The organism is Pseudoxanthomonas sp. X-1 (assembly GCF_020042665.1).
Classification (GTDB): Bacteria; Pseudomonadota; Gammaproteobacteria; order Xanthomonadales; family Xanthomonadaceae; genus Pseudoxanthomonas_A; species Pseudoxanthomonas_A spadix_A.
This window is the reverse complement of sequence record NZ_CP083376.1, coordinates 2,531,686-2,553,582: the sequence shown is the minus strand read 5'-3', so window position 1 is coordinate 2,553,582 and position 21,897 is coordinate 2,531,686. Positions and strand designations below refer to the sequence as shown.

Annotated in this window: 21 protein-coding genes; 16 read left to right on the top strand and 5 right to left on the bottom strand. The window is 70.7% G+C overall.

The genetic code is table 11. The features are described from left to right. The first annotated feature begins 3 nt into the window (after positions 1-3). The 4 genes from hisA (at position 4) to LAJ50_RS11275 (ending at position 4,200) form a co-directional block, all read left to right on the top strand. Positions 4-762, top strand: coding sequence for a 1-(5-phosphoribosyl)-5-[(5-phosphoribosylamino)methylideneamino]imidazole-4-carboxamide isomerase (gene hisA, locus LAJ50_RS11290; protein WP_138653096.1), 759 nt, complete (start codon positions 4-6; stop codon positions 760-762). Continuing rightward, a complete protein-coding gene (gene hisF / locus LAJ50_RS11285; RefSeq protein WP_130552525.1) occupies positions 756-1,532 on the top strand; it encodes an imidazole glycerol phosphate synthase subunit HisF in 777 nt (258 codons plus the stop codon). The genes hisA and hisF overlap by 7 nt, the downstream gene beginning before the upstream one ends. Before the next feature lie 26 nt (positions 1,533-1,558). Next, positions 1,559-2,260 carry a bifunctional phosphoribosyl-AMP cyclohydrolase/phosphoribosyl-ATP diphosphatase HisIE gene (hisIE, locus tag LAJ50_RS11280; RefSeq protein WP_171044593.1) on the top strand — a complete coding sequence of 234 codons (702 nt, stop codon included), beginning with the start codon at positions 1,559-1,561 and terminating at the stop codon, positions 2,258-2,260. Between the two features lie 611 nt (positions 2,261-2,871). Further along, the gene (locus LAJ50_RS11275) at positions 2,872-4,200 is read left to right on the top strand and encodes a carbohydrate-binding protein (RefSeq protein WP_171044592.1); all 1,329 of its coding nucleotides are present in this window, start codon (positions 2,872-2,874) and stop codon (positions 4,198-4,200) included. Positions 4,201-4,297: 97 nt separating this feature from the next. Here the strand turns inward: LAJ50_RS11275 and uraD are convergent, their stop codons facing one another. Genes uraD through LAJ50_RS11255 form a run of 4 tightly spaced genes read right to left on the bottom strand, consistent with a single transcriptional unit; the run spans position 4,298 to position 7,615 of the window. Next, positions 4,298-4,807 (bottom strand): 2-oxo-4-hydroxy-4-carboxy-5-ureidoimidazoline decarboxylase, encoded by a 510-nt coding sequence (gene uraD / locus LAJ50_RS11270; protein WP_130552523.1) that lies wholly within the window; start codon positions 4,805-4,807, stop codon positions 4,298-4,300. Continuing rightward, the gene (puuE, locus tag LAJ50_RS11265; RefSeq protein ID WP_130552522.1) at positions 4,804-5,742 is read right to left on the bottom strand and encodes an allantoinase PuuE; all 939 of its coding nucleotides are present in this window, start codon (positions 5,740-5,742) and stop codon (positions 4,804-4,806) included. Before puuE ends, uraD begins: the two co-directional genes overlap by 4 nt. A 29-nt stretch (positions 5,743-5,771) precedes the next feature. Further along, positions 5,772-6,302, bottom strand: a complete 531-nt coding sequence (locus tag LAJ50_RS11260) for a GNAT family N-acetyltransferase (protein ID WP_130552521.1) — start codon at positions 6,300-6,302, stop codon at positions 5,772-5,774. After that, positions 6,302-7,615 (bottom strand): nucleobase:cation symporter-2 family protein, encoded by a 1,314-nt coding sequence (locus LAJ50_RS11255; RefSeq protein WP_224096305.1) that lies wholly within the window; start codon positions 7,613-7,615, stop codon positions 6,302-6,304. Before LAJ50_RS11255 ends, LAJ50_RS11260 begins: the two co-directional genes overlap by 1 nt. Positions 7,616-7,864: 249 nt before the next feature. Between LAJ50_RS11255 and LAJ50_RS11250 the strand changes: the two genes are divergently transcribed. Further along, positions 7,865-9,286 carry an XVIPCD domain-containing protein gene (locus LAJ50_RS11250; RefSeq protein WP_138653092.1) on the top strand — a complete coding sequence of 474 codons (1,422 nt, stop codon included), beginning with the start codon at positions 7,865-7,867 and terminating at the stop codon, positions 9,284-9,286. 3 nt (positions 9,287-9,289) lie between these two features. Continuing rightward, positions 9,290-10,054 (top strand): hypothetical protein, encoded by a 765-nt coding sequence (locus LAJ50_RS11245; RefSeq protein ID WP_138653090.1) that lies wholly within the window; start codon positions 9,290-9,292, stop codon positions 10,052-10,054. Between the two features lie 69 nt (positions 10,055-10,123). Here the strand turns inward: LAJ50_RS11245 and LAJ50_RS11240 are convergent, their stop codons facing one another. Next, complete coding sequence (locus LAJ50_RS11240; protein WP_138653088.1) at positions 10,124-11,086, bottom strand: LysR family transcriptional regulator; 963 nt, start codon at positions 11,084-11,086, stop codon at positions 10,124-10,126. A gap of 120 nt (positions 11,087-11,206) precedes the next feature. Here LAJ50_RS11240 and LAJ50_RS11235 point away from each other — a divergent pair, with 120 nt between their 5' ends. The 10 genes from LAJ50_RS11235 to uraH are packed head-to-tail and all read left to right on the top strand — an operon-like array spanning position 11,207 to position 21,840. Continuing rightward, positions 11,207-12,268 (top strand): aromatic ring-hydroxylating dioxygenase subunit alpha, encoded by a 1,062-nt coding sequence (locus LAJ50_RS11235; protein WP_138653086.1) that lies wholly within the window; start codon positions 11,207-11,209, stop codon positions 12,266-12,268. 5 nt (positions 12,269-12,273) lie between these two features. Further along, a complete protein-coding gene (locus tag LAJ50_RS11230) occupies positions 12,274-13,233 on the top strand; it encodes a PDR/VanB family oxidoreductase (protein WP_224096304.1) in 960 nt (319 codons plus the stop codon). 11 nt (positions 13,234-13,244) lie between these two features. Next, on the top strand, positions 13,245-14,627 hold the full coding sequence (locus LAJ50_RS11225; protein WP_138653082.1) for an AtzE family amidohydrolase: 1,383 nt from the start codon (positions 13,245-13,247) through the stop codon (positions 14,625-14,627). Further along, entirely contained in the window at positions 14,627-16,207 is a 1,581-nt protein-coding gene (locus LAJ50_RS11220; protein ID WP_138653080.1) for a gamma-glutamyltransferase family protein, read from the top strand. Before LAJ50_RS11225 ends, LAJ50_RS11220 begins: the two co-directional genes overlap by 1 nt. Then, a complete protein-coding gene (locus LAJ50_RS11215) occupies positions 16,204-17,202 on the top strand; it encodes a nucleoside hydrolase (RefSeq protein WP_171044591.1) in 999 nt (332 codons plus the stop codon). The genes LAJ50_RS11220 and LAJ50_RS11215 overlap by 4 nt, the downstream gene beginning before the upstream one ends. Positions 17,203-17,240: 38 nt before the next feature. Then, positions 17,241-18,464 (top strand): allantoate amidohydrolase, encoded by a 1,224-nt coding sequence (locus LAJ50_RS11210; protein ID WP_240792500.1) that lies wholly within the window; start codon positions 17,241-17,243, stop codon positions 18,462-18,464. 37 nt (positions 18,465-18,501) lie between these two features. After that, complete coding sequence (locus LAJ50_RS11205) at positions 18,502-19,695, top strand: alanine--glyoxylate aminotransferase family protein (protein ID WP_224096572.1); 1,194 nt, start codon at positions 18,502-18,504, stop codon at positions 19,693-19,695. Next, positions 19,692-20,090 (top strand): oxalurate catabolism protein HpxZ, encoded by a 399-nt coding sequence (gene hpxZ, locus LAJ50_RS11200; RefSeq protein ID WP_138653072.1) that lies wholly within the window; start codon positions 19,692-19,694, stop codon positions 20,088-20,090. Before LAJ50_RS11205 ends, hpxZ begins: the two co-directional genes overlap by 4 nt. Then, entirely contained in the window at positions 20,087-21,508 is a 1,422-nt protein-coding gene (locus LAJ50_RS11195; RefSeq protein WP_138653070.1) for an NAD(P)/FAD-dependent oxidoreductase, read from the top strand. Before hpxZ ends, LAJ50_RS11195 begins: the two co-directional genes overlap by 4 nt. Then, positions 21,505-21,840, top strand: coding sequence for a hydroxyisourate hydrolase (gene uraH / locus LAJ50_RS11190; protein WP_138653068.1), 336 nt, complete (start codon positions 21,505-21,507; stop codon positions 21,838-21,840). Before LAJ50_RS11195 ends, uraH begins: the two co-directional genes overlap by 4 nt. Positions 21,841-21,897 lie beyond the last annotated feature (57 nt).

Here is a 21,897-nt window from a genome sequence, read left to right as displayed (position 1 = left end):
CCCATGACTTCCGAATCCTCCTTCCAGCTCTATCCCGCCATCGACGTGCGCGGCGGGCGCGTGGTGCGCCTGGCCCAGGGCGACTACGAACGCGAAACGACCTACGGCGACGATCCGCTGGCCGCCGCAAGAGGCTATGCCGACCAGGGCGCGCGCTGGCTGCACCTGGTGGATCTGGATGCGGCGCGCGCCGGCGGCTACACCCTGGCACCGCTGCTGCGCGCGTTGCGCCAGACCACCGGCCTGCAGGTGCAGACCGGCGGCGGCGTGCGCGGGCGCAGCGATGTGCTCGCACTGCTGGAGGCGGGCGCGACGCGCGTGGTGATCGGCTCGCTGGCGGTGCGCGCACCGCTTGAGGTGCTGAGCTGGCTGGCCGAGTTCGGCCCCGAGCGCATCACCGTGGCGCTGGACGCGCGCCAGGACGCGGCGGGCGTGTGGCAGCTGCCGATCCACGGCTGGACCGAGGGTTCGGGCGTGGCCCTGGACGAACTCGCCGTGCGCTATGCCGATGCCGGTCTGCAGCAGCTGCTGTGCACCGACATCGCCCGCGACGGCATGCTGAGCGGCCCCAACTTCGCCCTCTACCGGCACCTGGTCGCGCTGCTGCCCGGGGTGCAGGTGCAGGCCTCCGGCGGCGTGCATGCGGTCGGCGACGTGCGCGAGGCCAAGCGCGCCGGCTGCGGCGGCATCGTGCTGGGCCGCGCGCTGCTGGAAGGCCGCTTCACGCTGGAACAGGCCTTCGCGGAGGCCGCCGCATGCTGAGCCGGCGCATCGTGCCCTGCCTGGACGTGCGCGGCGGGCGCGTGGTCAAGGGCGTGAAATTCCGCGACCACGTCGACATGGGCGACATCGCCGAACTGGCGCTGCGCTATCGCGACGCCGGGGCCGACGAACTGGTGTTCTACGACATCGGCGCCAGCCCGGAAGGCCGCTCGGTGGACTACGGCTGGGTGGAGAAGGTCTCGCGCCTGCTCGACATCCCGTTCTGCGTGGCCGGTGGCATCCGCAGCGTGGAGACCGCGCGCGCGGTGCTGCATGCCGGCGCGGACAAGGTCTCGATCAACACCCCGGCGCTGGAACGGCCGGCGCTGATCGGCGAGCTGGCCACGGCCTTCGGCGTGCAGTGCGTGGTGGTGGGCATCGATTCGGTGCGCGAGGCGGACGGGCAGTGGCGCGTGCGCAGCTATACCGGCGACCCGAGCAAGACCCGCGCCGAGGGCCTGCGCACGCTGGACTGGATCGTGCAGGCCCAGGAGCTGGGCGCGGGCGAGATCGTGCTCAACTGCATGGACAGCGACGGCGTGCGCCGCGGCTACGACATCGAGCAGCTCCAGGCCGCGCGCGCGCTGTGCCATGTGCCGCTGGTCGCCTCGGGCGGTGCCGGCGCGCCGGAGCATTTCGTCAGCGCCTTCCAGGACGCCGACGTGGACGCGGCGCTGGCCGCCAGCGTGTTCCACAGCGGCGCCATCGCCATCCCCGACCTCAAGCGCACGCTGGCCGATGCCGGCATCGCCGTGCGCCCGGCCGCGTGAGCGGCCTTCCCATGGATTCCGAACCGATGGATACGACCGACACACTGGACTGGGCCAAGGGCGAGGGCCTGCTGCCTGCCGTGGTGCAGGACGCCGACACGCTGCGCGTGCTGATGCTGGGCTACATGAACGAAGAAGCCCTGCGGGTCACGCGTGAGCGCGGCCACGTCACCTTCTACAGCCGCAGCAAGCAGCGCCTGTGGACCAAGGGCGAGACCTCCGGGCACTTCCTGGACGTGGTGGACATCCAGGCCGACTGCGACAACGACACGCTGCTGGTGCTGGCGCGCCCGCACGGGCACACCTGCCACCTGCAGCGGCCCAGCTGCTTTGCCGAGGCGCCGGGTTTGGCGGGCGTGGGAGCCGCCACGGCGGCGAAGGAGCCTCCCCGGGCAAGCCCCAGCGCCGCCGTTGGCCAAGAGGCCACAAGGGCGGCTCCAACGGACATCGGGTTCCTGGGGGAGCTCGACGCGCTGATCGCGCAGCGCCACGCGCGGCGACCGGAAGGCAGCTACACCACGCGCCTGTTCGAGGGCGGAACGCGCCGCATCGCGCAGAAGGTGGGCGAGGAGGGCGTGGAAACCGCGCTGGCCGGCGTCGCCCAGGGCGATGCCGAACTGCTCGGCGAAAGCGCCGATCTGCTCTACCACCTCACCGTCCTGTTGCGCGCCCGTGGGCTGTCCCTGGCCGACGCGGTCGCGGTGCTGAAGCAGCGCCACGCCGGCTAGCGCCGGCCTTCGCGCACGACGCAGTGCAGCAGGCCAGCGCCTAAAGCCGGCCAAGGCGCATCGAGAAAACGGTGCCAGCGCCACCGGCGCTTGTCCTGGATCGGACAACGTCGCGCGACATCGCTGGATGTCCGCAGCGGACATGGGCGACCGCCAAGTGGGGTCGTGCATGCCGGCCGAAGGACCGGCGTCTACCGCGAGGCCCGGCAGCGCGTCGAAGTCCGACAACGACGGATGCCATGCTGCTGGTGCCCTGGCGCACGCACGCGTGAGGCCGCCGCGGCCCCGCAAGGCGTCTTCGCGCATCGCACGCCGCCACTGCCCAGGACCGACGCGTCGCCGTCGAATGGCCTCGTGCGGACGTCAAACGGTCACGCAGAAGTCAAATTCCAGCTTTTCCAGGGCCATCCGCAGCCATTGGGACTAAGCCCACAGAACCGCACATCATGCGTTGACAACGTTGTCTTCTGCAAAGCACGTTCGGTTTGCGGCACATGTCAAGAACGACAGATGCCGCGCTCGCAGCCTGGCGCCCGCCGTTGGGGGAAGGCCGGTCGACAACGCCCAGGCGGAGTTCTCGCAACGCAACGCGCCATCCACTGGAGAGAGACATGAAGTCCACCCGCAAATCGATGTTGTGGTCGTTGATCAGCGCAAGCGCCACCACCGGCATCCTCGGATCGCTGGCTTCGGCGGCCGTCGTCACCTTCGTCCCGATGCAGTCGGCGCAGGCCCAGACCGCATGCGCGGCGGCATGGAGCGCCTCGTCCGTCTATACCGGCGGCAATACCGCCAGCAAGAGCGGCATCAACTACGTGGCCAACTGGTGGACCCAGGGCGATGACCCGGCCACGCACAACGGCGGCGCCGGGTCGGGCCAGCCCTGGACCTCGCAGGGGGCCTGTTCGTCCTCCGGCGGCGGGGGCGGAGGAGGCGGTGGTGGTGGCGGTGGCGGTGGCGGCGGAACGCCGACCAACCCGACCTATCCCAGCTTCGTGTTCAGTCCCTACAAGGACGTCACGATCAACCTCAACTGGAACACCAATGTCATGCAGTCCAAGGTCACCGGCACCGCGTTGCCGGTGGCGGGCGCGGGCAGCTTGATCTCCACCCAGGTACCGAACCTGCAGGCGGTGACGCTGGCCTTCGCGACCGGCACCTGCGGCAGCGAGACCTGGGGCGGCGTATCGGCCGATGCCTTCAAGAACGCCAACATCCCGGTACTCAACAACGCCGGCGTCAACTACATCGTCTCCACCGGCGGCGCCTCGGGCACCTTCACCTGCGGCAGCGCGACAGGCCTGGCCAACTTCATCGCCCGCTACTACACCCCGCACATGATCGGCGTGGACTTCGACATCGAAGGCGGCCAGACCCAGGCCCAGACCGATGCGCTGGTGGCCGCGGCCAAGGTGGTCGAGAGCCAGTATCCCGGCATCCGCTTCTCCTTCACCCTGGCCACGCTGGCCGCGTCGGACGGCAGCTACGGCGGCGTCAACGCGCTCGGCAACCAGGTGATCCAAGCGGTGCTGGCCTCCGGCCTGCAGCACTACACGATCAACCTGATGGTGATGGACTTCGGCCGCGCCCAGGCCTCCAACTGCGTGCTCAAGAGCGGCGGGCTGTGCGACATGGGAGCCTCGACCATCAAGGCCGTGGAGAACCTGCGTCACACCTACGGCATCGCGCCGCAGCACATCGAGGTGACGCCGATGCTGGGTCGCAACGATACGGCCGATGAGATCTTCACCCTGGCCGACGTCGACACCGTGGCGTTGTATGCCGCGCAGAACGGCCTGGCCGGCGTCCACCACTGGTCGCTGGATCGCGACACGCCGTGCGCGGCGCCGTCGGACTATGCCTCGCCGATCTGCAATTCCTACACGGGCCCGGGCGTGCTGGCCTACACCAAGCGCTTCCTGACCGATCTGGGTTTCTGAGTGGGGCTGGCTGCCAGGGAAGGCGGCCCTTTGTTCCAGTCGCCCTGTGGGAGCCGCCATGGCGGCTCCCACAGGGAACAAGCATCGCTTCAAGCCATCAATCTGCGACCAGATCGTCCAGGCGCAGCCTGGCGATCTTCTCGATCTGTTCCAGACAGGTGGCGATCTCCACCTCGGTCGGCTGCTCCACGCGCTGGCGCAGCGCGGCGATGATGCTGGCGCGCGTGTGGCCGCGCACGGCCAGGATGAAGGGAAAGCCGTGCCGTTCGCGATAGCGGCGGTTGAGCTCCACCAGGTCGGCGTACTCGGCGGGCGTGCACTGGTCCAGGCCGGCGCCACGCTGCTCGCTGGCCGAATGCGCGGTGAGCTCGCCGGCGATGGCCGCCTTGCCGGCCAGCTCGGGGTGGGCGCGGATCAGGCCGAGCTGCGCCTCGACGCCGGCCTCGCGCACCACCTGGCACATGGCCGCATGCAGCGCCTCGCGCGAGGGATAGGGCCGCGTGGCCGCGACGCCGGCCGGCACCCAGGGCGAGTGTTCGAAGATGCCCGCCAGCGCGCCGATGAAGGCATCGCGCGGCAAGGCGTTGAGTTCGGCCAGGGCGATCATGCGGCCACCACGAACGGATGCCGCTGCTGCCAGTGGCGCGCGATGTCGATGCGCCGGCACACCCACACCTTGTCGTGCTTGGCGATGTGGTCCAGAAAGCGCTGCAGCGCGACCAAGCGCCCCGGCCGCCCCAGCAGCCGGCAGTGCATGCCCACCGAGAGCATCTTCGGCGCGTCCTCGCCCTCGGCGTAGAGCACGTCGAAGCTGTCGCGCAGGTAGTCGAAGAACTGGGTGGCGGTGTTGAAGCCCTGTGGGGTGGCGAAGCGCATGTCGTTGGCGTCCAGCGTGTAGGGCACCACCAGATGCGGCTTGCGCGCGCCGTCGGCGGTCTCGACCTGGGTCCAGAACGGCAGATCGTCGCCGTAGTAGTCCGCGTCGTAGGCGAAGCCGCCGTGCTCGACCACCAGCCGCCGCGTGTTGGGACTGTCGCGCCCGGTGTACCAGCCCAGCGGCGCACTGCCGGTCAGCCGCGTGTGCAGCTCGACCGCACGCTGCAGGTGTCCGCGCTCGGTGGCCGGGTCCATGTCCTGGTAGTGGATCCAGCGCCAGCCGTGGCTGGCCACTTCATGGCCGAGCTCGACGAAGGCTGCGGTGGCCTCGGGGTGGCGCGCCATCGCCATGGCCACGCCGAACACCGTCAGCGGCAGGCCGCGCCGTTCGAATTCGCGCAGGATCCGCCACACGCCCACGCGCGAACCGTACTCGTAGATCGACTCCATGCTCATGTGCCGCGCCGGATACGAGGCCGCGCCGACGATCTCGCTGAGGAACTGCTCCGACCCGGCGTCGCCATGCAGGACGTTGTTCTCGCCGCCTTCCTCGTAATTGAGCACGAACTGCACCGCGATCCGCGCACCGCCGGGCCAGTCGGCATGCGGCGCATGGCGTCCGTAACCGATCAGGTCGCGGGGGTAGGGCAGGCTCGGATCGGGCATCGCGGGGGTTCTCCTGGGGATGGCCCACTCTAGGAAGGTGCGGCGCCGAATTGAAGCGCTGGCTCATGGGGGGCCAGACGGCGCACGTAAAAGCGCGAGTCCACCGCCATCAGCGGGAAGCGCGGCGGCAGCGCCTCGCGCGCGATCGGCGCAAAGCCATGCTTCTCGTAGAAGCGGTGCGCGGCGAGGAAGCGGTCGGTGGTGCCCAGGTAGATCGCGCGCAGTTCGCGGGCCTGCGCATGCGCCAGCAGCGTGGCCAGTAGGCGTGGCGCCACGCCGTGCGCGTGGCCGCGATGGCTGGCCGCCACGAACATCTTGCGCAGCGCGGCCTCGCCCTCGCCGATATCGCGCAGGCCGATGCTGCCCACGATCCGGCCCGCGTCCTCGGCGACCCAGAAGCCGCCTTGGCCCTGGCCGTAGAAGCCTTCCACATCGATCAGGTCCGGCTGCGCGGCCAGGTCGATGTCCAGGCCGAACTCGCCGCGCTGGATGTCGACGATCAGTGCGCCCACCGCATCGCGGTCGGCCGGCTGCCAGGGGCGGATCGCAGGTGCGGGCATCAGGCGTGCGGCGACTCGGGCGACAGCGGTTCGGAGGGGCGCGCGCCGCCCAGGCCGTTGAACCACAGGTTCAGCGCCACGCAGGCCAGCGTGGCCAGGGCGATGCCACTGTGCAGCAGCGGCGCCAGCGCCTTGGGCAGTTGATCGAATACGGCCGGCGCGGCCACCGGCGCCATCGCCAGGCCCACGCCGACCGCGACGATCAGCAGGTTGTGCCGCTGGCGCTGGAAGTCCACCAGCCCCAGCACGCGGATGCCGTTGGCGGTGACCATGCCGAACATCACCAGCCCCGCGCCGCCCAGCACGGCCGGCGGCACAGCGGCGACCAGCACCGCCAGCTTGGGCACCAGCCCCAGCACGATCAGGATCGTGCCGGCCAGCACGCACACCCAGCGGCTGCGCACGCCGGTCAGCGCGACGAGCCCGATGTTCTGCGAGTACGAGGTATCGGGGAAGGCGTTGAACACCCCGCCCAGCAGGGTGGCTAGCCCGTCCACGCGCAGCCCGCGCACCAGCGCCGGGCGATCCACCGGGCGCTGCACGATGTCGCCCAGCGCCAGGAACATGCCGGTGGATTCGACGAACACGATGAACAGCACCACGCACATCGTCACGCTGGACCATAGTTCGAACTTCGGTGCGCCGAAGTGGAAAGGCAGCACTGGCGCCAGCCACGCCGCCTCGCGCAGGCCGCTCACATCCACGTGCCCGGCCAGGGCAGCGACGACCATGCCGCCGGCCAGCCCCAGCAGCACGCCGATGTTGGCGATAAAGCCGCGCCCATGCCGCAGCAGCGCCAGCACGCCCAGCAGCACCACCGCGGCCAGACCCAGATTGATCGGCGCGCCGTAGTCGGCCGCGCCCACGCCGCCGGCGGCCCAGTTCACCGCCACCCCGACCAGGGTCAGCCCGATCACCGTGATGACCGTGCCGGTGACCACCGGCGGGAACAGCCGCAGCAGCCGCCCGATCAGTGGCGCGGCCAGGATGCCGACCACGCCGGCGACCAGATTGGCGCCGAAGACATAGGGCAGGCCCAGCGCCGGATTGCCGCCGATGGCGATCATCGGCCCCACGCTGGCGAAGGTGGCCGCCATCACTACCGGCAGACGGATGCCGAAGCCGCCGAGCCCCAGCGACTGCACCAGCGTCGCCAGCCCGCAGCAGAACAGGTCCGCACTGACCAGGAAGGCCGTGTCCTCGCGCGACAGATGCAGCCCCCCGGCCACGATCAACGGCACCGCCACCGCCCCGGCATACATCACCAGCACATGCTGGATCGCCAGCAGCCACAGCGGCCCCGCCGGCGGCACGGCATCGATCGGCGAAGGCGAGGGCAGGGCGCGGGATATCGCTGAGCTCGATGGGGGGTGAGCGATGAACTTAGCCGGGGTTGGTGCGGCGCACAATCCTCCTGCAGGGCTGTGCCGCACCCGCACGGTGTAACGCGCGAGACAACCATACGAATGTCCGGACGATTCACCCTGATTGCGATGTGTACGCTGCTTTTCGAATCGACGTAGACTCGGCATGTACTTTCCGGTGCTCTCAAGGATCGAGCCATGCCCGAGATTGATATCGACGTTTCAGCCAATGAAGTCGTCGCGCTGCTTCAACAGCAGCAGGCCAGGCAGGCCGCCGCCAGGCTCGAAGCGCTTCGGAGCGACCAGGCGCCAGTCGTGCAGGAATCCCTTGATCGCTATGTGTCGGTACGCGGTGCCGCTGAATTGGCCGCACTCCGCCAGCCCGGCGGCGTGCGGGCAGTGGACAGCGAGGTGGTGCAGCCGATGTTGCGGCGCTTGAACGAAGCCGCGCGACCTCCGCGCATGCCCTCCGTTGAAGAGACCAGGGACTTGCCCCAGGCTCAGCAGTTCGACGTCTACGCAAGCATCGTGGCCACGCGCGGCGAGCCAGCGGCGACCGACGCGTTGGCCAATCACGAGCGGGTCATCCTTGGGTTGCGTCAGGAAGACAGGACGACGGTGCGACGTGGTCAGGGCGACTACAACGATCGCATCGTCGTGCTCTGGAATGACCAACAGGGAGGTCGACATGCGCGCGAATTCAACACGGTCACCACCGACCCCACCGCGCAGTACGATGGCCATGCCAAGACGAATCCACGCAGTCAGGGGTTCGAGGATGTGCTCACGAGAGCGAAGACGGAAGGCGCTGACGTCAATGGCGACCGTATTGCGGACATGGGCCGTCTGGCGGAAGGCACCACGGAAATGATGCCGGCCCAACACCCGTATCGAAAAGCCACCGAATGGGCGATGCGCCCTTCGGCGGAAGCGATCGCTGCGGGCGCAAATCGGGTGGAGCGGGACAGCAATGGCGATGGATGGTTTGATGCCCGGGATACCCATGGCGTCCAGGATCTGAACGACACCTTCAAGATCCATCGTGGTAGCAGGTTAAATACCGATTCTGCAGGCTGTCAGACGATCGGTGGTAACGAGTACGACACTTTCGTCCAAACCGTGCGTGGAAATCCGGACCAGAACCGCTGGCAGTACGTGTTGTCTTCAGTTTCGCCAGACCATGTCCAGGACATGGGTGGCAGGCAGCCGGTGGAAGGTCACGACGACCCTCGACAGCCCGGACATCCAGATCACGGGCTGCAGCAGCAGATCAGCACGCGCCTGCAGGCTATGGGCGGACAGTACGCGCATCGCTCCGATGACTACAGCCTGCAAATGCTCTACGAGGCAAAGGCCGCCGGCATGACCCGCGTGGATCAGCTGGTCGCTAGCAATGCCGTTGGTGGCCGCGCCGCTGGGGAAACGCTCTTTATGCTGCAGGGTCGTCCAGGTGATCCAGCCGCGCTGCGGGTTGGCGTCAATGCTGCGGCCGTTACCGACACACCGGTCGAAACGAGCCTGCAACAGCTGCAGCAGCAAAGCCGCGAGCATCCTGCTTGGCCGCCTGCACCAGTCCAGCAGGCACCCCAGCCCGATGCGCCTGCCATCGGAGGACGCTAATCCATGATCAGCCGTCCAGGCATTGCTGTCTTCATGCTCGCACTTGCGATAGCGAGCGCCTGCTCAACCGCCGCCTCCGGATCGAGACGGCCTCAGCCTCCTCTCGCCCAGGCACTGCCGGGTATTCCGGATGCTTCCGGCAGCAGCATCAATGGGAGCCTGGGTGAATTACCGGCACCTGCCCGTGCGTTGCTTGCGGATCTGGGATGCTCCAGCATCGGGCGCCAGGCCGTTGTCGAGCCTGTCCTGGACCGATCCGGTCGGCCAACCGGGGAGTATCTGGCGTCTGACACCACCGGGACGAAGTACCGCTACTGGATCCGTTCGTTCTCTGGCACGGACGGCCTCACCGGCTATCTGGTGCAACTTAACGGGTGCCCGGTAACCACCTCGGGCATGCGTGCGTACATGGTCACGCGTGGCGGGAAGCCTGTCGACGTAACCTCCAGCATCACCAGCAAACATGTCCTGATAAGCCCGGCAGCCATGGCCAAGTATCAAGCTGCTGGCGCCAGCGAGCTCTACGCCGAAACCGCGCTGCTTGGACGTACGCCCGTCTTGCGCTGGCTTGCTGAAGCAGATCCAGACAGGGGGCTGCCGGAAGATTCCCGCACGCTTCAGGACGGATATCTGGTCCATGGTGGATTCCTGCGCTGGGCCGGCAATCGCTTCATCCTCACCGACACCGTGCCCATGCAGCTATGGCCCTGTACAAGGTTGGGGGCGGGCGAGTGCATCGAGAAGGATCGGTTCGTTACACCGCGTTAGCCGATACGACGTGCTGCGCTGGGGGCGCGAGGAGTCAGAGGGCGCTTGTTCGACCCGAGCGTCAGGGGTTCACGTGCTCGAACTGGCCGACTTCCGCTTAGACCCTTTCTGCGGCCTCCCCACCAACCGCGCCGGCAATCCCTGCACCGCGCTCACCGCCCGCGCCAGCACCAGCTGTGCGGCGCGGCTGGGCTGGCGGCGGGGGGCGGTGCAGACGGCCAGTTGCAGGGGGCGGGCCTGCCAGCCGTGCAGGGGGACGAAGGCCAGGGTGCCGCGTTCCAGGTCGGCGGCCACGTCGATCAGGCTGAGCACGCCCACGCCGCCGCCGTCGCGGATCAGCGAGCGGATCAGGCGGGTGTCGTTACAGGTGGTGACCCGGCGCGGATCCACGCCGTGGCGCACATACAGGCTGCGGGTGCGTTCCTCGATCACCAGCGGTGCGGCGGGCACCAGCAGGCGTTCGTCCAGCAGCCGGCTCATCGCCAGGCTCTTTTCATCGGCCAGGGCGTGGCCGGGCGGCAGCACGGCGCCGACGGGGATGTCGATGGCGGTGCGCACCTCCAGGTTGCCGTGTTCGACCGGGTCCAGCAGCACGCCGAAATCCACTTCCGCCGCGGCCACCAGTTCGCTGGCCACGCGGTTGCCCATCACGCGCAGGTCGAAGGAGAAGCCGGGGTATTCGCGGGTCAGTTCGGCCAGCAGCTGCGGCACGAAGCCTTCGCTCAGTGCGTCGATCAGCGCGATGCTGACGTGGCCGCGGCGCAGGCCGCGCAGGTCGCCGACCCGCTCGAGGGTGCGGGTGTGCTCCTTGCGCCAGCGCTTGAGATCGCCCAGCAGCAGCTCGCCGGCGGCGGTGAGCTTCATGCCGGTGGGCAGGCGTTCGAACAGCTCGGTCTCCAGCTGCTGCTCGGCGCCCTGGATCTGGCGGTGGATGGCCGAAGGCGAGACGTGCAGCACCTCGGCGGCCTTGCGCAGGTTGCCCTGGGCGGCGACCTCGATGAAGTAGCTGGCGAAGCGGGAGAAGGGCAGCACCGGGCGCACCTGTTCTGTTTTTTGCAACGCATGATTGAAAAATCTTGGATGGACTGCAACACGTGCGCGGCCGCAAGGTAGGGACGCACCCCGCAACCGCTCCGCCAGGTCGCCCGCCACATGTCCGCCATCGCGCCCGCCCATCCGGCCAATCCCTACAGCCCGCTGCCGCCGGGCAGCACCTTCACCGAGCATGACTGGCGGCTGCTGGCACGCCAGTGGCACCCGGTGGCCGACAGCAGCGAGGTCACCGGCGCGCCGCTGCAGGCGGTGCTGCTGGACGAGGCGCTGGTGGTCTATCGCGTGCATGGCGAGGTGGTGGTGGCGCGCGATGTCTGCCCGCATCGCGGCGTGCCGCTGAGCATGGGCAGCCACGACGGCGAGGGCGTGGTCTGCCCGTACCACGGCCTGCGCTTCGGCGCGGGCGGGCGATGCAACCGCATTCCCTCCAGCCCCGGCCAGGCCATCCCGGCCAAGCTGCACCTGGCGACGTATCCCACGGTCGAGCGCTACGGCCTGGTCTGGGTGTGCCTGGCGCCGGATGCGGACAACCCGGCGCCGCTGCCGGTGATGCCGCACTGGGACCAGGCGGGCTTCCAGCAGATCAACTGTCCGCCGTTCGACATCAACGGCTTCGCCGGGCGGCAGGTGGAGGGCTTCCTGGACGTCGCGCATTTCGCCTGGATCCACACCGGCACCTTCGCCGACCCGGCCAACCAGCTGGTGCCGGACTACGTGCCGGTGGAGACGCCGACCGGCTTCACCGTGGACTACGTCAGCAACGTCAGCAATTACGGCGTGGGCTTCCACCACCTGGCGCCGCCGGACTATCCGTGGCTGCGCCACTTCGAGGTGCATCTGCCGTTCTGCGCCTCGCTGACCATCCATTTTCCGGGCGATGAGCGGCTGGTCATCTTCAACTGCGCCTCGCCGGTGTCGGCGCGCAGGACGCGGCTGTTCGTGCCGATCGCGCGCAACTTCAACCTGGACCAGCCGGTGGAGGAGGTGCACGCCTTCAACCTGCGTGTGTTCGAGGAGGATCGGGCCATGGTCGAGCTGCAGAAGCCCGAGCGCCTGCCGCTGGACATGACGCTGGAGGCGCACATCCCGGCCGACCGCAGTTCCATCGCCTACCGTCGCGGCCTGAAGAAGATGGGCTTCGGCGAGTTTTTCCTGGCCTGATGGACATGATCGAGGTCGTCATCGACGCGATGAGCCGGCAGGGCGCCGGCAATCTGGCCGTCGAACTGGTGCGCGCCGATGGCCAGGCGCTGCCGGCGTTCGAGGCTGGCGCGCATGTGGACGTGCACCTGCCCGGCGGGCTGGTGCGCCAATACTCGATCGCCAGCACGCCGGCCGACACCTCGCGCTATGTGCTGTGCGTGCGTCGCGAGGCCGCCTCGCGCGGCGGCTCGGCCAGCGTGCACGAGCGCCTGCGCGTGGGCCAGGCGCTGACCATCTCCGCGCCGCGCAATCTGTTCGCGCTGCGCGCGGGCAGTCACCATGTGCTGGTGGCCGGCGGGATCGGCATCACGCCGCTGCTGGCGATGGCGCACCAGTTGCAGGCGGGCGGCGCCTCGTTCGAGCTGCATTACTACGTGCGCAGCCGCGGGGAGATCGCCTTCCTGCGCCAGCTGCAGGGCGAGTTCGGCGCGCGCGCGCATCTGCACAGCGCCGAGGAAGGCCGCGACGCGCGGCAGGTGTTGCCCGCGGCGCTGGACGCGGCGGGCGAGGATCACCAGCTCTATCTGTGCGGGCCGGGCGCCTTCATGGCGCATCTGCGCGAGGCCGCACTGGCGCGCGGCTGGAACGCGGCGCGCATCCACAGCGAGGCCTTCACGCCGGTCGCGCCGCTGGCCTCGGCCGAGGCCGGCGCGGACACGGCGTTCGAGGTGGCGCTGGCCTCGAGCGGGCAGGTGTTCACCGTCGCGCCCGAGCGCACCATCGCCGCGGTGCTGGCCGAGGCCGGCGTGGCGGTCAGCCTGTCGTGCGAGATGGGCCTGTGCGGCGCCTGCCTGACCGATGTGGTCGAAGGCATTCCCGATCATCGCGATACCGTGCAGAGCGAGGCGGAGAAGGCCAGCAACCGCCAGGTCACCCTGTGCTGCTCGCGCAGCCGCAGCCCTCGGCTTACATTGGCGCTGTGACCGTGACCCCGATGGACCCTTCCACGCGCCCAGGCGTGCAGCAGAACCTCGAGCTGCTCGGCGGCTATGCCGCGGCACTGGCCGCGTTCGCGCCGCCGGCGCGCGCTCCTGCCGAAGCGAGCGACGATGCCGATCTGCCGGTGGCCGTGTCGGAGCTGCTGGCGACGCTTCGCGCGCGCAACCCGGCGCTGGCCGCCTTCACCCGCATCTTCGACGCGGGCCTGACCGGCCATGCGGTCACCGACACGCCGCTGGCGGGCATGCCGTTCGCGGTCAAGGACCTGTTCGACGTGCGCGGCCTGCCCACCACCGCCGGTGCGGCCATGCGCGTGGACGCGCCGCCGGCGGCGCGCGATGCACGGGTGGTGCGCCGGCTCAAGCGCGCCGGCGCGGTGCTGGTGGGCACGACCAACATGGACGAGTTCGCCTACGGCTTCGCCACGGTCAACGCGCACTTCGGCACCACGCGCAATCCGCACGACCTGGACCGGCTGGCGGGCGGTTCGTCCGGCGGTTCGGCGGCGGCGGTGGCGGCGGGGCTGGTGCCATTCGCGCTGGGCTCGGATACCAATGGCTCGATCCGCGTGCCGGCCGCGCTGTGCGGCATCTATGGACTGCGCAGCACGCACGGGCAGGTGCCGCTGGACGGCGTGTTCCCGTTCGTGGAGGCGCTGGACGTGGCCGGGCCGTTCGCGCGTTCGCTCGATGTGCTGCAGACGGTGCACGAGGTGATGGCCGACGCGGCGCTGGCGCCGGTGGATCTTCGCTTCCTGCGCATCGCGCGGCTGGGAGGCTGGTTCGACGCCAATCTCGATCCCGAGCTGCGCGCAGGCCTCGAGGCGATCGGCGCCGCCCTGGGGGCGGGCGCGACGGTCGAGCTGCCGCAGGCACGGACCTCGCGCATGGCGGCCTTCGTCATGACCGCCATCGAGGGCGCGTACCTGCATCGCCAGGCGCTGCAGGCGCGGCCCGATGCCTTCGATCCGGCCGTGCGCGATCGCCTGCTGGCCGGACAGCGACAACCGGCGCAGGCGCTGCTGGACGTGCAGCGCTTCGCGGCGTGGTTCGGCCAGGCGATGGCGCGGCTGTGGAGCACGGTCGATGTCCTGATCGCGCCGGCCGTGCCCTGCGTGGCGCCGCGCATCGACCAGGCCACCATCGAGATCGATGGCGCGCCGGTGTCGGCGCGCGCCAACCTGGGGCTGTTCACCCAACCGCTGGGTCTGGCCGGTTGCCCGGTGCTGGCGGCGCCGCTGTGGCGGCCGGGCCAGCTGCCACTGGGCGTGCAGCTGATCGCCGCGCCGGGGCGCGAGGACCGGCTGTTCGCCGTGGCGCGCGCGCTGGAAGCCAGCGGCCTGACCGGTGCGCACGCACCCGCCGGAGCGCAGCCCTGATGCTGCATACGTTGCGCGCCCGCCGCGGCCTGGCCGTGGCCCCGCATCATCTGGCCGCGCAGGCCGGTCGCGATGTGCTGCGCGACGGCGGCACCGCGGTGGAGGCCTGCGTGGCCATCGCCGCGACGCTGGCCGTGGTGTATCCGCACATGACCGGGATCGGCGGCGACGGCTTCTGGCTGATCCGCGAACCCGACGGCCGCGTGCATGCCATCGATGCCTGCGGCCGCAGCGCGCAGGCCGCGACGCTGGAGTTCTACGCGGGCCTGTCGGCCATCCCGTGGCGCGGGCCTGGCGCTGCCAATACCGTGGCCGGCACCGTCTCGGGCTGGGCGCAGGCGCTGACGGGCGAGGGCAATCGCCTGCCGCTGGCGCGCCTGCTCGAGGACGCGATCCACCATGCCCGGGCCGGTGCGCCGGTCACCGCAGGCGGCGCGCAGATCGCGGCGGGCAAGGGCGCGGAGCTGCGCGTCCAGCCCGGCGCCTGGGCTGCCACGTTCGAACCCGACGGCGTGCCGCTGCGCGAAGGCGAACTGCTGCGCCAGCCCGCGCTGGCCGCGACCCTGCAACGCCTGGCCGACGCCGGCCTGGACGACTACTACCGCGGCGAACTGGCGAACAGCATCGCCTCGGACCTGGCCGCGCTGGGCAGCCCGCTGGCGCTGGCCGACCTGCAGGCACATCGCGCGCAGGCCAGCACGCCGCTGCACGTGCGCCTGCGCGACGCCACGCTCTACAACCATGCCCCGCCGACGCAGGGGCTGGCTTCGCTGCTGATCCTGGCGCTGTTCGACCGGCTGGAAGCCACGCAGGGCGAGAGCTTCGCTCACCTGCACGGGCTGGTGGAGGCGACCAAGCAGGCCTTCCTGGTGCGCGATGCGCACGTCGGCGACCCGGACTGGATGACGCTGGACGCGCAGGCGCTGCTGGACGATGCGGACGCGCTCGAGGCGATGGCCGCGCGCATCGATCCGGCCCGGGCGCTGCCCTGGCCGCAGCCTTCGCAGGCCGGGGACACCTGCTGGTTCGGCGCGCTCGATGCGCGCGGCCAGGCGGTCAGCTGCATCCAGTCGACCTATTTCGAGTTCGGCTCAGGCGTCGTGCTGCCGGGCAGCGGCATCACCTGGCAGAACCGCGGCTGCAGCTTCCGCCTGGCCAGCGATGGCTGGAACGCGCTCCAGCCCGGGCGCAAGCCCTTCCACACCCTCAATCCCGCGCTGGCGGTGTTCGACGATGGCAGAATCATGAGCTACGGCACCATGGGCGGCGAAGGCCAGCCACAGACCCAGGCGGCGGTGTTCAGCCGCTATGCGCGCTTCGGCATGCCGCTGCAGCAGGCGGTCAGCGCACCGCGCTGGCTGCTGGGCCGCACCTGGGGCGAGGACAGCACCTCGCTGAAGCTGGAGGACCGGTTCGACCCGGCGTTGATCGACGCGCTGCGCGCGGCCGGGCATGTGGTCGAACGGCTGCCGGCCTACACCTCGGTGATGGGCCATGCCGGCGCGCTGGTGCGCGAGGCCGACGGGATCCTGAGCGGTGCGGTCGATCCGCGCAGCGACGGCGTGGTCGCCGGATGGTGAGTGCCCTGCTGCGCGCGCGCTGCGCTCTCGCCGTGCTCGCCTGCCTGATGGTGCCGGCCGCGCAAGCGGCCGAGCCGCACGCGCAGGAAGCGCCGATTCCGGTGATCGTGGACAACGACTTCGGCACAGATATCGACGACGGCTTCGCCCTGTCGCTGGTGCTGGCCTCGCCGCGCCTGCGGCCGCTGCTGGTGACCACGACCTATGGCGACACCCGGCTGCGCGCGCAGCTGGTGGCGCAGCTGCTGCAGGACACCGGCCACAGCCGGGTGCCGGTTGCCGCCGGACCCGCGGTCGGCACGCGCGAGGGCGAGATCGGTCAGGCCGGCTGGCTGCGCGATGCGCACCGGCCGGTGCGCGCCGATGGCGTCGAGGCGATGCTGCGCGTGCTGCGCCAGCGGCCGGCCGGGCAGGTGACGCTGCTGGCGCTGGGACCGCTGACCACGGTGCAGGCCGCGCTCAAGCGCGATCCGGTGGCGTTCGCCCGGCTCAAGCGCGTGGTGCTGATGGGCGGCTCGCTGCGGCGCGGCTATGGGCCGGTGGCCGGCACCAACAGCGACACCCCCAGCGCCGAATACAACATCAAGCTGGCCCCGCAGGCGCTGCGCGACCTGTTGGCCAGCGGCGTGCCGGTGGAGGTGCAGCCGCTGGATTCGACCGAGATCGCGCTGCCGGCCGACCTGCAGGCGCGCATCTTCGCCGCGCCCACGCCCTACGCCGGGCCGCTGTCCAAACTCTATGCGCTGTGGGCCGCGCGCAGCCCCTGGGGCACGACGCCGACGCTGTTCGACGTGGTGCCCGTGGCGCGCGTGCTGGACCCGGCGGTGTGCACGCCGGTGCCGCTGCACATCACCGTGGACGACGACGGCATGACCCGCGAAGGGCAGGGCGCGCCCAATGCCAGCGCCTGCCTGGACGTGGACAAGGCGCGCGTGCTGGCGCTGGTGGCCGCGGCGTTGGCGCCGGCGGCCAAGGCCGCGCAGGTGCAGCCGTGAATGCCCCGGCGCTGCATCGCGCCGCCGGCGAGCGCGCCATCGCCCGCTGCGATGCGCTGGGCGTGGCGCCGTACAGCGATGCGGACAGCGGCCTGTATCGCGCCTGGCTCACCCCCGCGCATCGCGCCGCGCAGGGCGCCGTCGCCGACTGGATGGGCCTGGCCGGCATGGCCACGCGCCTGGACGCGGCCAGCAATCTGATCGGCCGCTACGAAGGCGAGCACCGCGACGCGCCGGCACTGCTGATCGGCAGCCATCTGGACAGCGTGCGCGACGCCGGCCGCTACGACGGCCCGCTGGGCATCATGCTCGGTATCGAATGCGTCGCCGCGCTGCATGCGCGCGGCGAGCGCATGCCGTTCGCCATCGAGGTGATCGCCTTCGGCGACGAGGAAGGCTCGCGCTTTCCCGCTTCGATGTTCACCAGCCGCGCGGTGGCCGGCACGCTGGCGCCCGGCGCCCTCGACGGCGTGGTCGATGCGGCCGGCGTGTCGGTGGCGCAGGCGCTGGCCGGCTGGGGCCTGGCGGCGGCGCACTTCCATCAGGCCGCACGCCGCCCCGACGAGGTCATCGGCTACCTCGAAGCGCATATCGAACAAGGACCCGTGCTGGAAGCCGAAGGCCTGGCGCTGGGCGTGGTCACCGGCATCGCCGCGCAGCTGCGCTTCGAGGTCAGCGTGCACGGGCGTGCCGGCCACGCCGGCACAAGCCCGATGCCCTTGCGCGCCGATGCGCTCACCGCGGCGGCCGAGTGCGTGCTGGCGGTCGAGGCCGTCGCCCGCGAGGCGGCGAGCGACCTGGTCGCCACCGTGGGCCGCATGCAGGTGCTGCCGGGCGCGACCAATGTGATTCCCGGCCGGGTGAGCTTCTCGCTGGACGTGCGCGCCGGCGACAACGCGCGGCGCGACGCCAGCGCGGCCCAGACCCTGCGCCGCTTCGAGGCCATCGCCGCCGCGCGCGAGGTGCAAATCGAGGCCGTGCAGGTGCAGGACCTGGCCGCCAGCCCGTGCGACACGCATCTGGTCGAACTGCTGGCCCAAGCCGTGGAAGCGCAGGACATCGCGCCGCGCCGGCTGGTCTCCGGCGCCGGCCACGATGCGATGGTGATGCGCGCGCTGTGCCCGACGGCGATGCTGTTCGTGCGCTGCGACGGCGGCATCTCGCACAACCCGGCCGAGCGCGCCAGCGCGGCCGACGCCGGCCTGGCCGTGGCGGCCATGCTGGATTTCATCGAACGCTTGGGAGCAACACGTGGCAACTGAAGTCTTTGGCGAGATCGATCCGCCGCAGCGCCTGCTGATGGGCCCGGGCCCGGTCAACGCGCATCCGCGCGTGCTGCGCGCCATGTCGGCCGACCTGCTGGGGCAGTTCGACCCGGAAATGACCGCCTACATGAACGAGGTCATGGCGCTGTATCGCCCGATCTTCGGCACCGACAACCGCTGGACCTTCCTGGTCGACGGCACGGCGCGCGCCGGCATCGAGGCGGCGCTGGTGTCGCTGGTGGCGCCGGGCGAGACGGTGCTGGTGGTCAACTTCGGCCGCTTCGGTCTGCTGCTGACCGAGATCCTCGGCCGCATCGGCGCCAGGATCGAAACCGTCGAGGCCCCGTGGGGCCAGGTGGTGCCGCTGGACGCCATCGAGGACGCGCTCAAGCGCGTGCGCCCGACGCTGGTGGCGACCATCCACGGCGACACCTCCACCACCATGGCGCAGCCGCTGGAAGGCTTCGGCGCGCTGTGCCGGCGCTACGGCGCGCTGTCGTACGTGGATGCCACGGCCACCATCGGCGGCATGGAGCTGGCCGCCGACCGCTGGGAGGTGGATGTCGTCACCGGGGGCCTGCAGAAGTGCCTGGGCGGGCCGTCGGGCTCGGCGCCGATCACCGTCTCCGAGGCGGCGGCCGAGCGCATCTTCGCCCGCCGCCATGTCGAGCGCGGCATCGCGCGCGAGGACATCGACGATGGCGACGGTCCGCGCATCGGCTCCAACTACTTCGACCTGGCCATGGTCATGGACTACTGGTCGGACAAGCGCCTGAACCACCATACCGAAGCCACCACCATGCTCTACGGCGCCCGCGAATGCGCGCGCATCGCGCTGCAGGAAGGCCTGGCGCGGCGCTATGCGCGCCATCGCGCCGCCGGCCGCGCGGTAACGGCCGGCGCGCGCGCGCTGGGGCTGGAGGTGTTCGGCGACGATGCCCACCGCATGAGCAACGTCACCGGCCTGGTGATCCCCGCCGGGGTTGACGGCGAGGCGGTGCGCCGGGCGATGCGCGAGGACTTCGAGATCGAGATCGGCACCGCCTTCGGCCCGCTGCAGGGCAAGGTCTGGCGCATCGGCGCGATGGGCTACAACGCGGCCAAGCACAAGGTGCTGATCACGCTGGGTGCGCTGGAGACCGTGCTGCGCCTGCAGGGCTTCGCCTGCACGCCCGGCGCCGCCATCGACGCCGCGCTGGCCGCGTGGAATGCGGAAGTGACAGCATGAGCGCAGGCGGCGAGCCGAGGCTCAACGACCCGGCCGTGGTGGCTGAGGTGCGCGCGGCCTTCGAGGCCTACGAACGGGCGCTGATGGCCGACGACATCGCCACGCTCGATCGCCTGTTCCATGCCGCGCCCAGCACCGTGCGCTACGGCGTGGGCGAGGTGCTGTACGGCATCGAGGAGATCCGCGCGTTCCGCGTCGGCCGCGGCGGCTCGCCGCAGCGCCGGCTGGGGCGGGTGGAGATCGCGACCTTCGGCGCCGACTTCGCCACGGCCAATGCCGAGTTCTTCCGCGAGGGCGCGGCCCGGCGCGGCCGCCAGAGCCAGAGCTGGGTGCGCTTCGCCGACGGCTGGAAGGTCGTCGCGGCGCATGTCTCGCTGGAGGGCACGCACGCGTGAGCCTGGCCGATCTGGAAACCCGCGTGGCCCACGACCTGGCCTGCCTGGACCACGGCAAGCCGGACTGGACGCGGCCGCGCACGCACGACCGGGGCCATGTGTTCGATGTGGTGATCGTCGGCGGCGGGCAGAGCGGACTGGGCGCGGCCTTCGCGCTGCTTCGCGAGCGGGTCTCCAACCTGCTGGTGATCGACGAGTGCCCGGAAGGGCGCGAGGGTCCCTGGCTCAGCTATGCGCGCATGGTCACGCTGCGCACGCCCAAGCAGATCACCTCGATCGACCTCGGCATCCCCTCGCTGACCTTCCGCGCCTGGTGGGAGGCCCAGCACGGCGCGGCCGGCTGGGAGGCGCTGGACAAGATCCCGCGCGAGGACTGGATGGCCTACCTGCGCTGGTACCGCGGCGTGCTGCGCCTGCCGGTGCGCAACGACACACGTCTGGTCCAACTCGAACCCCTGCCGGAGCAGGGCCTGCATCGCCTGCACCTGCACGACGGCGGCACGCTGCTGGCGCGCAAGGTGATCCTGGCCACCGGCATCCAGGGCGGCGGCCAGTGGGTGGTGCCCAAGTTCGTCTCCGACCACCTGCCGCCCACGCGCTATGCGCACACCTCCGGGCCGCTGGACTACGCCGCGCTGGCCGGCAAGCGCATCGCCATCCTCGGCGGCGGCGCGTCGGCGTTCGACAACGCGCAGTACGCGCTGCAGCGCGGGGTGCGCGAGGCGCATGTGTTCGTGCGTCGCGCGCAGCTGCCGCGGGTCAATCCGATCCGGCACATGGAGCAGGCCGGCATCATCGCGCGCTTCCCGGCGCTGCCCGATGCCGACAAGTACGCGCTGATGGCCAGCTTCTTCGCGCGCAACCAGCCGCCGACCAACGACACCTTCGCCCGCGCGGTGGCCATGCCGGGCTTCCACCTGCATCTGGGCGCGCCGTGGCGGTCGGTGGCCGAGCGCGATGGCCAGGCGGTGGTGACCACGCCGCAGGGCGAGCAGGCCTTCGATTTCCTGGCCATCGCCACGGGGTTGGTGACCGACCCGGACCTGCGCCCCGAACTGGCCGCGCTGGCACCGGCGATCGCGCGCTGGCGCGACCGGTATGTGCCGCCGGCCGGCGCCGCCAACCCGCTGCTCGACGCGCATCCCTACCTGGGTCCGGGCTTCGAACTGCAGCCGCGCGCGGCCGAGGACGCGGCCAGGCTGCATGGCCTGTTCGCGTTCAACTACTCGGCGCTGATCAACCTGGGGCTGTCGGCCGCCGCGCTGTCGGGCCTGAAGTACGCGCTGCCGCGCTTGGCGCAGGCGGTGGCCAATCAGCTCTTCGTCGACGACCGCGCCGCGGTGGTGCGCGACTTTTTGGCCTTCGACGAGGAGGAATTCACCGGCCAGTGGCCGCTGCCGCAGGAGTCCGCCGCATGACCACGCTCTCCACCCACGTGCTGGACACCAGCCGCGGCGGCCCGGCCACGGGCGTGGCGGTGCAGCTGTTCGACGCCGACGGCGCGCTGCGCTGGCAGGGCGTCACCGACACCGACGGGCGCTGCCCCGCGCTGCGCGAGCAGGCGCTGGAAGCAGGGCGCTACCGGCTGGTGTTCGCGGTCGCGGCGTACTTCCGCGCGGCCGGCGTGGCGCTGCCGGAACCACCGTTCCTGGACGTGATTCCGCTGGATTTCGGCATCGGCGGGCAGGGGCATTACCACGTGCCGCTGCTGGTCTCGCCGTTCGGCTATTCGACCTATCGCGGCAGCTGAGCGGCCCGGCGCGGCTACACTGGCCGCCCGCGTCCGGCACCGCGCACGGCGCTCTGC